This window comes from Bradyrhizobium sp. B025, from assembly GCF_042257955.1.
Classification (GTDB): domain Bacteria; phylum Pseudomonadota; class Alphaproteobacteria; order Rhizobiales; family Xanthobacteraceae; genus Bradyrhizobium; species Bradyrhizobium diazoefficiens.
In genome coordinates, this window is sequence record NZ_CP170150.1 from 3,468,836 (window position 1) to 3,482,114 (window position 13,279).

The 13,279-nt window shown below is 64.2% G+C and carries 14 protein-coding genes; 6 read left to right on the forward strand and 8 right to left on the reverse strand.

Annotated features, from left to right (window positions below):
- Positions 1-7: 7 nt before the first annotated feature.
- On the reverse strand, positions 8-427 hold the full coding sequence (locus ACE10W_RS15750; RefSeq protein WP_304552530.1) for a hypothetical protein: 420 nt from the start codon (positions 425-427) through the stop codon (positions 8-10).
- A gap of 169 nt (positions 428-596) precedes the next feature.
- Here ACE10W_RS15750 and dusA point away from each other — a divergent pair, with 169 nt between their 5' ends.
- Positions 597-1,556 carry a tRNA dihydrouridine(20/20a) synthase DusA gene (dusA, locus tag ACE10W_RS15755; protein WP_060911517.1) on the forward strand — a complete coding sequence of 320 codons (960 nt, stop codon included), beginning with the start codon at positions 597-599 and terminating at the stop codon, positions 1,554-1,556.
- 53 nt (positions 1,557-1,609) lie between these two features.
- On the opposite strand, the gene ACE10W_RS15760 is transcribed toward dusA, so the two are convergent.
- The 6 genes from ACE10W_RS15760 to ACE10W_RS15785 all read right to left on the reverse strand — a co-directional run bounded on the left by ACE10W_RS15760 (position 1,610) and on the right by ACE10W_RS15785 (position 7,234).
- The gene (locus ACE10W_RS15760) at positions 1,610-2,278 is read right to left on the reverse strand and encodes an outer membrane protein (protein ID WP_304553772.1); all 669 of its coding nucleotides are present in this window, start codon (positions 2,276-2,278) and stop codon (positions 1,610-1,612) included.
- 220 nt (positions 2,279-2,498) lie between these two features.
- Positions 2,499-3,053, reverse strand: a complete 555-nt coding sequence (locus tag ACE10W_RS15765) for a TIGR02281 family clan AA aspartic protease (RefSeq protein WP_028170824.1) — start codon at positions 3,051-3,053, stop codon at positions 2,499-2,501.
- A gap of 28 nt (positions 3,054-3,081) precedes the next feature.
- The gene (locus ACE10W_RS15770; RefSeq protein WP_011086518.1) at positions 3,082-3,285 is read right to left on the reverse strand and encodes a DUF1289 domain-containing protein; all 204 of its coding nucleotides are present in this window, start codon (positions 3,283-3,285) and stop codon (positions 3,082-3,084) included.
- A 44-nt stretch (positions 3,286-3,329) separates the two neighbouring features.
- The gene (locus ACE10W_RS15775) at positions 3,330-4,925 is read right to left on the reverse strand and encodes a HAMP domain-containing sensor histidine kinase (RefSeq protein ID WP_038966223.1); all 1,596 of its coding nucleotides are present in this window, start codon (positions 4,923-4,925) and stop codon (positions 3,330-3,332) included.
- A gap of 137 nt (positions 4,926-5,062) precedes the next feature.
- The gene (gene nhaD, locus ACE10W_RS15780) at positions 5,063-6,340 is read right to left on the reverse strand and encodes a sodium:proton antiporter NhaD (RefSeq protein WP_304552532.1); all 1,278 of its coding nucleotides are present in this window, start codon (positions 6,338-6,340) and stop codon (positions 5,063-5,065) included.
- Positions 6,341-6,361: 21 nt separating this feature from the next.
- A complete protein-coding gene (locus tag ACE10W_RS15785) occupies positions 6,362-7,234 on the reverse strand; it encodes an NAD(P)-dependent oxidoreductase (protein ID WP_011086521.1) in 873 nt (290 codons plus the stop codon).
- A 184-nt stretch (positions 7,235-7,418) separates the two neighbouring features.
- Here ACE10W_RS15785 and ACE10W_RS15790 point away from each other — a divergent pair, with 184 nt between their 5' ends.
- The 5 genes from ACE10W_RS15790 (at position 7,419) to ACE10W_RS15810 (ending at position 12,621) form a co-directional block, all read left to right on the forward strand.
- Complete coding sequence (locus ACE10W_RS15790) at positions 7,419-7,856, forward strand: VOC family protein (RefSeq protein ID WP_011086522.1); 438 nt, start codon at positions 7,419-7,421, stop codon at positions 7,854-7,856.
- A 55-nt stretch (positions 7,857-7,911) separates the two neighbouring features.
- Complete coding sequence (locus ACE10W_RS15795; protein WP_028170828.1) at positions 7,912-9,048, forward strand: Mrp/NBP35 family ATP-binding protein; 1,137 nt, start codon at positions 7,912-7,914, stop codon at positions 9,046-9,048.
- Positions 9,049-9,251: 203 nt separating this feature from the next.
- Positions 9,252-10,343 (forward strand): TRAP transporter substrate-binding protein, encoded by a 1,092-nt coding sequence (locus tag ACE10W_RS15800; protein ID WP_028170829.1) that lies wholly within the window; start codon positions 9,252-9,254, stop codon positions 10,341-10,343.
- Between the two features lie 532 nt (positions 10,344-10,875).
- Entirely contained in the window at positions 10,876-11,325 is a 450-nt protein-coding gene (locus ACE10W_RS15805) for a hypothetical protein (protein WP_304552533.1), read from the forward strand.
- 207 nt (positions 11,326-11,532) lie between these two features.
- Positions 11,533-12,621, forward strand: coding sequence for a TRAP transporter substrate-binding protein (locus tag ACE10W_RS15810; RefSeq protein ID WP_028170831.1), 1,089 nt, complete (start codon positions 11,533-11,535; stop codon positions 12,619-12,621).
- A gap of 390 nt (positions 12,622-13,011) precedes the next feature.
- On the opposite strand, the gene ACE10W_RS15815 is transcribed toward ACE10W_RS15810, so the two are convergent.
- On the reverse strand, positions 13,012-13,248 hold the full coding sequence (locus ACE10W_RS15815; RefSeq protein ID WP_028170832.1) for a hypothetical protein: 237 nt from the start codon (positions 13,246-13,248) through the stop codon (positions 13,012-13,014).
- Positions 13,249-13,279 lie beyond the last annotated feature (31 nt).

A 13,279-nucleotide genomic window follows, 5' to 3' on the forward strand; every position in this document is an offset into this window, starting at 1 on the left:
ACCCGCATCATCGCACGTCCCTCTCGCTGCTGGGCCTAAAAGATAAATCGATTGCCAACGTCGCTGGACCAGCGCCTTGCTTGGCCCGCTTTCTCCCAAACTCGATCAGCCGCTCTCGATTGAGCGCCGGCAGCTTCACACTACCGAGCTCAGCCTTGAGCGACGCCATCACAGCAGCCTTTGACCGGCGAGGGGGCTTTCCAACATCGCGCATGTCTTCGTCGTGCAGATCAATCAGATCGCCAAATGTGCGAACGTCTCGCACCACGCGTGGTTTGGACGATCCATTGCGGTCAATGTTGCGCTCCATCTCGAGCGCCCATTCTTCGCCGTCCTTGCGCCGCCGGAAAGTCTCGGCCACATAACGGTTCTTGCGGCGGACTTGAACGCGCCAGTTTCCCGATCCCAATTGAGTGAAGGTCGCCACGCGTGTGCACTCCGGCTTTCGTGTGCACTATGTGTGCACCGGGAGGTCAAAACGGGTACAAACGTGTGCAATTTCGGCTAGTTTGGAGTGCACACGTTCTTCTTCCATCCCATTGAGAGGATAGGATAAACGATTGAAATATCAAGACTATCGCTTTTCCGTGGCGCCCATGATGGATTGGACCGACCGGCATTGCCGGGTGTTCCACCGTCATCTCACGCGGCGGGCGCTGCTCTATACGGAGATGCTGACCACCGGCGCCATCATCCATGGCGACCGGGAGCGGCTGCTCGGGTTCGATGCGTGCGAAAACCCGGTGGCGCTTCAGCTTGGCGGCTCGGATCCGAGCGAGCTCGCGCAGGCCGCGCGCATCGGCGAGGCGTTTGGCTATGACGAGATCAATCTCAATGTCGGCTGTCCGTCCGATCGCGTGAAGGATGGCCGCTTTGGCGCCTGTCTCATGGCGGAGCCGGAGCTGGTGGCGAGGTGCGTCGATGCGATGAAGCGCGCAGTTGCCGTGCCGGTCACCGTGAAGTGCCGCATCGGGATCGACGACCAGGATCCGGAGGTGGCGCTCGATACGCTCGCGCACGCGGTGGTCGCAGCGGGTTGCGATGCGCTGATCGTGCATGCCCGGAAAGCTTGGCTCAACGGCCTGTCACCGAAGGAGAATCGCGATATTCCGCCGCTCGACTATGAGCGCGTCTATCGGCTCAAGCGCGCGATGCCTGATGTGCCCGTCATCATCAACGGCGGCATCCCAGGCATCGACGATGCGAAAGCACATCTCGAACACGTCGATGGCGTAATGCTCGGCCGCGCCGCCTATCAGGAGCCATGGCGGCTGCTCTCCGTCGATTCCGATATCTTCGGCGAGGCGGCGCCGCATGCGACCATGCAGGACGCGCTCGAAGCGATGATGCCTTATATCGAGGCGCAGCTCGCGCGCGGCACGCGGCTGCACGCCATCACACGGCATTTCGTCGGTGCATTCCACGCCGTGCCCGGCGCGCGCGCCTTCCGCCGCCATCTTGCCGAGCAGGGGGTAAAGCCGGGCGCCGGTCTCGACGTGCTGCGCGATGCGATCGCGCGCGTCGGTGTGCGTGCGCCGGCGGAGGCGGCCGCCTGACTGCCGCGACGTGAAGAGCCGGATCGCAACATCCGGCTCTTCGTCGATCGGCCTCAACGGAACAGGTCGAAGTGATAATTCACGCCGACGCGGAAGGTGTGGAATTTCGCGGCGTTCCAGTCCGGCAGGTCGTCGTGCTTGAACTCGGTGTAGAGATATTCGGCCTTGGCCGACCATTTCGGCAGGAACGCCCATTCGACGCCGCCACCCGCTGTCCAGCCCATCTTCATCTTGTTGATCGGACCGTCCTTGAATTCGCCGGCGGCAAGGCCGGCGGTCCCGAAGAACAGCAGGCGTGAATCCATCGTCGCGATGCCGGCGCGGGCGCGGCCGGTCATGTACCAGGGCAGGCTGACCGCGGCGCTGTTGAGCGCGTCGTGGTTCTTGATGTCTGCGCCTTCGAAGTCGTTCTCGATGCCGACCACGAACATCGGCGAGAGCTGGTAGTTGTAGCCGATCTGCACGCCGCCGACGGCGCCCTTGACCTTGCCGCCAGTCGCGCCAGCGAGATTGTTGAAGGCGTCGTCGCCGCTCTCGGCATAGCCGGCGTTGAAGCCCGCATAGAGACCCGTCCACGAATACACCGGCTGCGGTGCCGTATAGGCGGAGGCGGGCGCTGCATAGCGCGGCGACAGGTCGGCAGCGCAGGCGCTGCCTGCGGCGAACACAGCCGCAAAGGGCAGGGCGCACATCGTGCGGCGTAACGCGGCTCTTGCAGTCATCATTCACAATCTCCCACTTGGCCGCGTCCCTTCGGGAGCAGCGCCTGTCCAACCCCGATCCGGGACTGCGATTGTTATAAACCGACTAGGCGGTTTGTAAATAGCCCAAATGCCAGACCGCGGCGCTTTCGCGGCGCGCCAACTGAAGTCGTGGTCTGGATGGGTCACAGCCCGCGCGATCGAGCCTGTCGGCTGGCGAGCGGCGGCTCGCGTCGGCGCTCTAGTCGACCGCCATCCGCGCGCGGCGGGGGCTGCCCTGGAGCTCCGGATAGCCGGTGAGCATCAGCTTGTCGGCGCGCACGCCCCAGCTCTCCAGGCGGTCGAGGAAGCTCATGCCGAGCAGATTGGTCTTCATCTGCCCGCGCTGCACGACGAGGGCCGGCACCGATTTCTCGACGAGGTGGCCGACGGCAAGACGGTCGAGCGTGAGCCGGGCCGCCTTGGTGTGGCCGCCCGCGGTTTCGAGATCGACGTCATATTCGAGCATCTCGAGCGGCAGCCCGATCGCCTTTGCGGTTTCCCAGGTCAGCACCACGGAGGTCGCACCGGTGTCGATCACCATCGGTGCGGCGACGCCGTTGATCTTCGCGCGCAGCGCGAATTCACCGCCCTGGCCGCGCTGGATCTGCACGGCGGGTGCCGGTGTGACGGTCTGGGTGCGGAAGATGTGCGAGACCTTGTTGCTCGCGCGCGCGATCTGATCGGGATCGCCATAGGCGACGACGGCACCGGCGGTGCCGGCAAGCATGACGAGAACGAGCAGGAAGCGGATCATTGCGCACCTCCATATGCGCGCCGGCCGGTCAGGCGTGTTTCCGCGATCCCGCGATCGGCGCAAGTCCAGCTTCCGCCATGCGTGCCGGCAGCAGCGCCATGACCGAGAGCCGTTCCGCGCTTTCCATGGCGTGCCAGCGCGCGATCTCCGGCAAGGTGCGGCCGCAGCCGAAGCACAGCTTGGTCTTGGGATCGATCATGCAGACGGCGACGCACGGCGTTTCTTTGCTCATTTCGGCATAGTGAGGGATGGTCGGGCATTTCTGCAAGCATATCGTTAAGAGCCCGTGCCTGCGCTCATGATCGGTTTGTGGCGCGGCCGGCGCTTTTCGTCAGGCGCCAGGGAGCCTTCCGGCTGGAGCGGCGGAGAATCATCTGACAGCGGCGCCAGCGCGCTCATCACGCGCTCCGGCGGGAAGGTGACGATCACCTCGGTGCCGATACGCAGCTTCGATTTCAGCGTGAACGTGCCGCCATGCAGGTCGATCAGGTTCTTTGCGATCGGCAGGCCGAGGCCTGCGCCCTGTTCGGCCGACTTGATCGAGTTGGAGCCCTGGCCGAAGGAAGCGAGCACGACCGGAATCTCGTCCTCGGGGATGCCGGAGCCGGTATCCCTTACCGAGAGATATTGTCCGCCCGAAGCCGTCCAGCCGGCCTTGAGCCAGATCTCGCCGCCCTGCGGCGTGAACTTGATCGAGTTGGAGAGCAGGTTGAGCACGACCTGGCGGATCGCGCGCTCGTCGGCCCAGAGCCGCGGCATGGCCTGCTCGAATACCTCGTGGATGGTGATGCCGCGGCTGGAAGCGCGCAGCTTCATCAGATGGTGGCAGTCGGCGACGATGCCGACCAGCGACACGGCTTCCTCGTTCAGCTCGTAACGGCCGGCCTCGATCCGCGACAGATCGAGAATCTCGTTGATGAGGTTGAGCAGGTGCACGCCGGAATTGTGGATGTCCGCCGAGTACTCCTTGTAGACCGGCACGGCATGCGCGCCAAAAATCTCGCTCTTCATCACCTCGGAGAAGCCGAGGATCGCGTTCAGCGGCGTGCGCAGCTCGTGGCTCATCTGCGCGAGGAAGCGCGACTTGGCGACATTGGCGGATTCGGCGCGGTGGCGCGCCTCGTCCGAGATCGCCTTGGCCTGCTCCAGTTCGCCGATCAGCGCGTCCTTCTCGGCGCGCGCCTCGAGCGTGGCGAAGGTCGAGGAATGCAGGCGATGCGCAAGCAGCACGAAATAGCCTTCGGCGGCGAGCGCGAGTGCGGCCAGGATGTAATTGTCCAGCGAGCCGGTCACCGCAAAGCTCAGCGCCATGGCGACTGCGACCGGTGCGGTGGCGGCAAGGGCGGCGATCGGCAGATTGGCGGCGAGCATGCTCGATACTGCGATCACCAGCAGCATCAGGAACATCATCAGCGTTTCCGTGACCATGTCGAGCACGGGATGGATCAGGATCGCCATCCAGCACAGGCCGTAGAGCAGGTCGAGCACGACGAAGCGTGTTCGCCACGCGCGCGTCGCCGCGGGCGAGGCGGGCTCGGTCAGGAACCGGCGGCAGCTGCGGATCATCGCGCCGTGGATGCAGAGCATGCCGGCGGTCCAGGCCGCGGCCGGGATCGGCTGCATCCACAGTCCGAACAGCACGCCGGTCGCAACCACCAGCAGCATCACGACATAGGAGGCCGACAGCCGCGTCTGGGCATATTGGCGCAGCATCTCGGCGTCGAACGCCGGCCGGGTTCCACTGGTCGACGTTAACTTATCGCGCGCCTCGCGCACCCGCTGCGCCGCAGCCCTTCGGCTGCTCGCCGATGGAGCGCTTACCGGCTCGGCCGGAAGCTGCACAACCTCAGGCTTTTCAGCGGGGTTACTCATCAAGCAACACGATTCCTGCCCACGCCGGACGCGGGCCTTCTGCATTGTCTATCTCTGGCAAGAAATCCTTAAGAGCTGACTTAAGGAGCTAAAGAATTACGTTAACCGGGCGTTAATCTGGAGCCGGTCCGAACCGCTCAATGCAGCGCCGCGTACTGCGCGATGTACACCACCGCACCGGCCAGATAGCCGGCGAGCGCGGGGCCAGCGATGCGGCGGGCATACCAGAGGAACTCGATCCGCTCGAGCCCCATCGCGGCAACGCCCGCGGCCGAGCCGATGATCAGGATCGAGCCGCCGGTCCCGGCGCAATAGGCGATGAACTCCCAGATGAAGCTGTCCGGCGGATAATGCGCGAGGTCGTACATGCCCATGGTCGCGGCAACCAGCGGCACGTTGTCGATGATGGCGCTGAGCAGGCCGAGCACGACGACGATGACGTCCTGTCGGCCGAGCGTGGCGTCGAGCCATTTGGCCAGCATCGAGAGCAGGCCGGCATGGTCGAGGCAGGCGACCGCGAGCAGGATGCCGACGAAGAACACGATCGAGGTCATGTCGATCCGTCCCAGCGCATGCACCAGCGTGAGGGGCTGGCGCACATGCTCGTCCTTGTGCCGGTGCACGATCTCGCCGACCAGCCAGAGCACGCCGAGCCCGAACAGGATGCCCATGAAGGGCGCCAGATGCGTCACCGCCTTGAACACTGGCACCGCGATCAGGGTGCCGAGCCCGAGATAGAACATCAGGTTGCGCTCGAACCGGTCGACAGCCAGCAGCCCGGTGTCCTTCGACGGCGGCGCGATGGTCTTGCCCTTGAGCGAGAAGCTGATGAAGGCGAGCGGCACGAGCAGATTGAGGAGCGAGGGCAGGAACACCGCGCTCATGATCTTCAGCGGCGAGATCTGCCCGCCGATCCAGAGCATGGTCGTGGTGACGTCGCCGATCACGGTCCAGGCGCCGCCGGCATTGGCGGCAATGACGATGAGGGAGGCGAACAGCAGGCGGTCGTCGCGACGGGCGATCAGCTTCTGGATCAGCGAGATCATGACGATGGTGGTCGTCAGATTGTCCAGGATCGCGCTCAGGAAGAACGTCACGAAGCCGATCAGCCAGATCAGCACCACCTGGCTGGTGGTGCGGATCAGCGAGGTGATGACCTCGAAACCATCATGGGCGTCGATCACCTCGACGATGGTCATGGCGCCGATCAGGAAGAAAACGATCTGCGCGGTGGAGCCGACGGACTCGTCGAGCTGGCGGCCGACCAGCGCGTGGTCGCCCGTCGCGATCGCGTAGACACTCCAGAGCAGGCCCGCACCGAGCAGCGCGGAAGCGCTCTTGTTGACGCGAAGCGGGTGCTCGAGCGCGATCGCCGCATAGGCCAGGACGAAGATGGCGGCGATCGCGATCAGCAAGGTCGTTCAGATGGTCAGGTGTCAGCGGTTGAGGCGCGCGAGCAGGCTGGACGTATCCCAACGCTTGCCGCCCATCTTCTCGACTTCGGCGTAGAACTGGTCGACCAGCGCGGTCACCGGCAGGGTGGCGCCGTTGCGGCGGGCTTCGGCCAGCGAGATCGATAAGTCCTTGCGCATCCATTCGACCGCGAAGCCGAAATCGTACTTGCCCTCGTTCATGGTCTTGTAGCGGTTCTCCATCTGCCACGACTGCGCCGCCCCCTTGGAGATGGTCTCGATTACCGCGGCGACGTCGAGGCCACTCTTCTTGGCGAAGTGAATACCCTCGGAGAGGCCTTGCACGAGGCCGGCGATGCAGATCTGGTTGACCATCTTGGTCAGCTGGCCGGAGCCGGCGGGCCCGAGCAGTTTGCACATCCGCGCATAGGCGCCTGTGATCACCGGCTCAGCGCCGGCATAGGCGTCCTCGGCGCCGCCGCACATCACCGTCAGCACGCCGTTCTCGGCACCGGCCTGGCCGCCGGAGACCGGGGCGTCGATGAACTTGAAGCCGGCCTTGGTGGCGGCCGCGTCGAGCTCGCGCGCGACTTCGGCGGAGGCGGTGGTGTGGTCGACGAAAGTCGCACCCTTCTTCATGCCGGCGAAGGCACCGTCGGGGCCGATCGTGACCGCGCGCAGGTCATTGTCGTTGCCGACGCAGCACATCACGAAATCCTGGCCCTCGGCGGCGGCCTTCGGGGTCGCCGCGGTCTTGCCGCCGAACTTGTCCGCCCATTCCTTCGCCTTGGCCGCGGTGCGGTTGTAGACGGTGACCTCATGGCCCCCTTTTTTCACGAGGTGTCCGGCCATGGGGAAGCCCATCACGCCGAGACCGAGGAAAGCGACTTTAGCCATGTGTGGTACCTTGTCCGTAGTTTGGGTTTTACGGTTCTTGCCGGGCGGGGCGCGCCGGGTTCCGCCGTGAAGGCGGATCGGGGCGCACCATAAACCCTTGAGGGCGGAGGGCAACGGCTTCGTTTGGCGGCCCCCTGTGCTAGGATGGCGGGACTAAAGGACTTCAAAAAAAGGGAGCGAAAGCATGGGCGGCGTGAGCGTTGGCGTCCTCGATCATTTCAACATCCGGACCCGTAATCTGGCCGAGACGGTGCGCTTCTACGAGGATGTGCTGGGCCTGGAAAAAGGCGCCCGGCCGAATTTCGCCTTCCCGGGTGCCTGGATGTACAGCGAGGGCAAGCCGGTGGTGCACCTCGTCGATATTTCTCCGACCTCGGAGCCACAAAAGCCGGATTCCGGCGTTGTCCACCACGTCGCCTTCGTCAGCCGCGGTTTTGACGGCATGAAGCAGCGGCTGACGTCCAAAGGGATGAAATTCGACTCCCGCCAGGTGCCCGGCGGCGACCTCTGGCAGATCTTCGTGCACGACCCCAACGGGGTGATGATCGAGCTGAATTACGAGGCAGCCCTGGAGCAGGGGGCGGCGCCCGCCGAGATGGCTGACGATATCGGCAGGCAGTAGCCTTTTGGGCGTTTCCGCTCTAATGGGGCACATCCTGGACTCAAGGAGATGCGCTTTGAGCGTGACGCAGCAACAGGTTCTCGACAGCCTCGCCCGGATCAAATCGCCGCGCGGGGTCGCGCTTCCCAATGCCAATGTGCTGAGCGCGATCAGCGCCTCTGACGGCAAGGTGTTCTTCTCGATCAATGTCGATGCCGCGGAGGCGCGGGCCTGGGAGGCCGTCCGGGCCGAGGCCGAGGCCGCCGTGCGCGCCATTCCCGGCGCCACCACCGTGATGGTGGCGCTGACCGCCGAGCGCAAGCCGGGCTCTGCACCTCCGCCGCCGCCCACGCCAAGCCGCGGCACGCCGGGCGTGCAGCCGGTCCATGCCCACAAGCCGCCGCAGGGCGGTGGGTCGCCGATGGCGCGGCAATCGGAGATTCCGGGCGTCGCCGCCGTGATCGCGGTCGCCTCGGGCAAGGGCGGCGTCGGCAAGTCCACCACCGCGCTCAATCTGGCGCTGGGCCTGCGCGATCTCGGCCTCAAGGTCGGGCTTCTGGATGCCGACATCTACGGCCCCTCGGTGCCGCGGCTGACGGGCCTGCGCGACAAGCCGGAGCTGGATGGCGAGCGCAAGATGATTCCGCTCCGGCGCTTCGGCCTCGCGATCATGTCGATCGGCTTCCTGGTGGAGGAAGAGACCGCGATGATCTGGCGCGGTCCGATGGTGATGTCGGCGGTCACGCAGATGCTGCGCGACGTCGCATGGGGTAGCCTCGACGTGCTCGTCGTCGACATGCCGCCGGGCACCGGCGATGCCCAGCTCACGCTGGCGCAGAACGTGCCGCTGAAGGGCGCCGTGATCGTCTCGACCCCGCAGGACCTGTCGCTGATCGACGCGCGGCGGGGGCTTGCGATGTTCCGCAAGGTCAACGTGCCCGTGCTCGGCATCGTCGAGAACATGAGCTACTTCCAGTGCCCGCATTGCGGCACGAAATCCGACATCTTCGGCCATGGCGGAGCGCGCCACGAGGCCGAGAAGCTCGGAGTCCCGTTCCTGGGCGAGATCCCGCTGCACATGGCGATTCGCGCTACCTCGGACGCCGGCAATCCCGTCGTCGACAGCGAGCCGGACGGCCCCCATGCGGCGATCTACCGCGCCATTGCGGGCCAGGTTCGGGACCAGCTCAAGGGCGCCATCGCGGCGGCCTGAGCGGGGCGACGCCAATCCATTGGGGACATGCGACTTTCGTAGAGCCCCGTCATGCCAATGTCGCGTTCCGCAGGCGGGGCTTCCGTGTTAAACGCCCACGGCAGTCAAGCCCCATCGGTTCGACGCGGCCCAAGCGCGTCGCCGGAATGAGCGGCGGCAAAGAGGAAGTTCGGGGGAACGCCCCAGCAAGGAGAGACCTGAAAATGAAGCGTCGTGATTTCCTGAAAGTGTCGGCAGCAGGCGCGGCGGCGACAGCCGCGGTGGCCTCGCCGGCGATCGCTCAATCATCGCCCGAGATCAAGTGGCGCCTGACCTCGAGCTTCCCGAAGTCGCTCGATACGATCTATGGCGGTGCCGAGCAGGTGGCGAAGTACGTCGCCGAAATGACCGACAACAAATTCCAGATCCAGGTGTTCGCGGCCGGCGAAATCGTCCCCGGCCTCCAGGCGCTCGATGCGACCTCGAACGGCACGGTCGAGATGTGCCACACCGTGTCGTACTACTATGTCGGCAAGGATCCGACCTTCGCGATCTTCGCCTCGGTGCCCTTCGGCCTCAACGCGCGCCAGCAGAATTCGTGGCTGTACCAGGGCGGCGGCAACGAGCTCGCCAACGAGTTCTTCAAGAAGTCGAACGTGATTGGCCACCCCTGCGGCAACACCGGCACCCAGATGGGCGGCTGGTTCCGCAAGGAGATCAAGACGGTTGCCGATCTCTCCGGCCTGAAATTCCGCATCGGCGGCATCGCCGGCCAGGTGCTTCAGAAAGTCGGCGTCGTGCCGCAGCAGCTCGCCGGCGGCGACATCTATCCGGCGCTGGAGAAGGGCACCATCGACGCCGCCGAGTGGGTCGGCCCCTATGATGACGAGAAGCTCGGCTTCGCCAAGGTCGCCAAGTACTACTACTATCCGGGCTTCTGGGAAGGCGGTCCGACCGTCCACGCCTTCACCAACCTGGACAAGTGGAATTCGCTGCCGAAGAACTACCAGGCGATCCTCACCAACGCGATGGCCAATGCCAACAGCTGGATGGCCGCGCGTTACGACATGCAGAACCCGTCGGCGCTGAAGCGTCTGGTGGCCGGCGGCACGCAGCTTCGTCCCTTCACCAACGAGGTCCTCGAAGCCTGCCTCAAGGCGACCAACGAGCTGTGGGGCGAGATCTCGGCCAAGAACGCCGACTTCAAGAAGTCGATCGACGCCATGCAGGCCTACCGCTCCGATGAATATCTGTGGTGGCAGGTTGCCGAGTACACCTACGACAGCTTCATGATCCGCTCGCGCACCCGCGGCTGATCTTCGAAGAAGTCGCAAGATCGGAAAGCCCGGCCTCCAGACGAGGCCGGGCTTTTTCTTTGCTGGTGCATCCAGGGTCAGAAACAAAAAATGTCTAAAACAACCCCATGCATAGTAGAAGTGGGGCCGGGGCGCCTTGCTCGGTGGATGCTGCCAACAGTTTGACGGGGCGGGGCAAATCAGCGGGACAGAGCAATCATGGAGCAGCCGGTGCCGACGGGGCGATTTGCCCGACGGCGACCGGAACGACATCGTCATTTGGCGCGCATCGGCCCCCCCGTCATTGCGAGCGCAGCTTGGCCCCGCCGCATTGCATTCGCGGCACTGGCTGCGCTCTGCGAAGCCGCTTGATTCGTCGGGCAAAACAGTGCCAGAAAGCGATCATCGCAGAATCCGAAATTTGTCCGATGATCCCTGGAGTGACGATCGCGGATCGCGTTGGGGGCTTGCCATGATGACGCATGCAAGGCTGCTTGGAATCGTTGTCGCTGTAACGTGGCTCGGGTGGTCTGCGGCATCGGCGGCCGGCGGTATGTCGAAAGATATTTGGAAGGGGGCCTGGAAATTCGAGATCGATCGCCAGGATAGGCCGTACCTCGGCTATTACGACACCAGGGGCAAGACAGTATTTCGCATCGGCTGCGGCGCGCATTTCGAGATGGATGCGGTCTATCCGGGGGAAGCGCCGAAACAGGACCACACCAAGGCCTCGATCACGATCGCCAACGGCAAGACGCAGATGGATTTCGCCGGCTTCACCTACGCCGGTCCCGAGTCCTTCCCGCCGAACACCACAATGTTCAACCAGCCGGACCTCGGCTATCCCGAGCTTGCAGAAGACAAATGGCGCGCGCTGGAAAATCGCGTCTTCAATCTTCTGGACTCCGGGCAGCCGCTGACGATCTCGGCCGAGGGCAAAAGCTACGTGCTGCCGCCGGTCGAGCTGCCGCGCTGGCGGCCGCGCTTCCAGAAAATCTGCTGACGCGCCCTCCGCTCGCGCACCCGCGGCTGACGATGATCCAAGCGCTACGCCTTAAGTCGCACGCCGCAAGACTCGCGCCTCCGGAGGAGGCCAGGCTTTTTCTCTGCCGCAGTGCGATGACGATGGAATTCCGTTGGGCCTTGCGTCATGCTGGCCCCAAGCCTCGGCAAGAAGGCTTCACAATCAGATCCATCAGGGCAGGAAATCATGAAGAGAAGAGACTTCATCAAGGTCACAGGACTTGGTGCGGCCGGCGCCGCCACGCTCGCCGCTCCCGCGATCGCGCAGTCGATGCCGGAAATCAAATGGCGCATGCCGACGAGCTGGCCGAAATCGCTCGACACGCTCTTTGGCGGCGCCGAGATGATGTGCAAGATGGTTGCGGAAGCCACCGACAACAAATTCCAGATCCAGATCTTCGCGGCCGGCGAGATCGTGCCGGGCCTCCAGGTACTCGACGCCGTGCAGAACGCCACCTGCGAGATCGGCCACACCGCCTCGTACTATTATTTCGGCAAGGACCCGACCTTCACCTTCGGCTCGGCGGTGCCGTTCGGGCCCAACATGCGCATCAACCAGGCCTGGTACATGCAGGGCGGGGGACGGGAAGTCCTCAACGAATTCTACAAGAGCTACAACGTCGTCTCGCTGCTTGCGGGCAACACCGGCTGCCAGATGGGCGGCTGGTTCAGGAAAGAGGTCAACACGCCCGAGGATCTCAAGGGCATGAAATTCCGCATCGGCGGCTTTGCCGGCCGCGTGCTCCAGAAGCTCGGCGTGGTGCCGCAGCAGCTCGCCGGCGGCGACATCTATCCGGCGCTGGAGAAGGGCACCATCGACGCCGCCGAATGGGTCGGCCCCTACGATGATGAGAAGCTCGGCTTCTACAAGATCGCGCCGCACTACTACTATCCGGGCTGGTGGGAGGGCGGGCCGATGCTGCTGGCCTTCGTCAATCTCGACAAGTGGAATGCGCTGCCGAAGTACTATCAAAGCGTGCTGGAGCAGGCCGGCCACTACGCCAACAATTACATGATGGCACGCTACGACACAGCCAATCCGCTCGCATTGAAGAAGCTGCTCGCCAACGGCGCCAAGCTGCACGCCTTCTCGCCGCCGATCATGGAGGCCTGCTACAAGGCCGCGAAGGAGCTGCACGCCGAAGTCGGTGCGACCAACGCCAACTTCAAGAAGGTCCACGACTCTCTCGCCAAGTTCACCGGCGATGGCTACGCCTGGTTCCAGGTCGCGGAAGTCGGCTACGACATCTTCATGGCGCGGCGGTCGCAGAGCTGATCGCGACTTCTGTCGCATGCAGCGCCCCGGAGCGAAGGCTGCGGGGCGTTGCGGTCGCAGCTCTGGAGGTGACAGACTCAAAACATGAAAGACGGCCCATGCTCAATGGACGAGGGGACATGGCAAGAGCTCCGTGGATGCTGCCAACAGCCTGATGCGTCAGGACAAATCAGCTGAAGCAGGCGATGGTCGCGGAGCCGGGGTCCGTGCCGCGTTTTGAGAGCCAGGTCAGGATCAGCCACGGGCAGTCGCACCGATGGATGGCGCTGCCGTTCTTTGAAACGGCAGTTCCGCTGCTTGTCGTGATGGGATTCGCAGCTTGGTCTGACGCTGGTGATCGAGCGCGCGTTCTGAAGTCGCTACGCGCATGTTCGAAGCGTCGAGGTCGGTCTAATCCCCGATGTCATACTGCTTGCTGAGGTGATCGCCGATCTGGACCAGCATGGCGACACATTCGGGGTAGCCGGGTCGATCGGACGTGGCCTGATCCGCGTCGGCGCGAAACTCCCAGGAGGCGCCGTCGCGAACGATGGAAATCGCCATTCCATCAGGGCAGTCGGCGTGGACCTTCAACTCGGCCCTCGCCATTGCGATCAGTTCGCCTTCAGTCTTGACCGGCCTGCTCATGAAGCTCGTCCCTCCGTCCTGGAACAGAAAT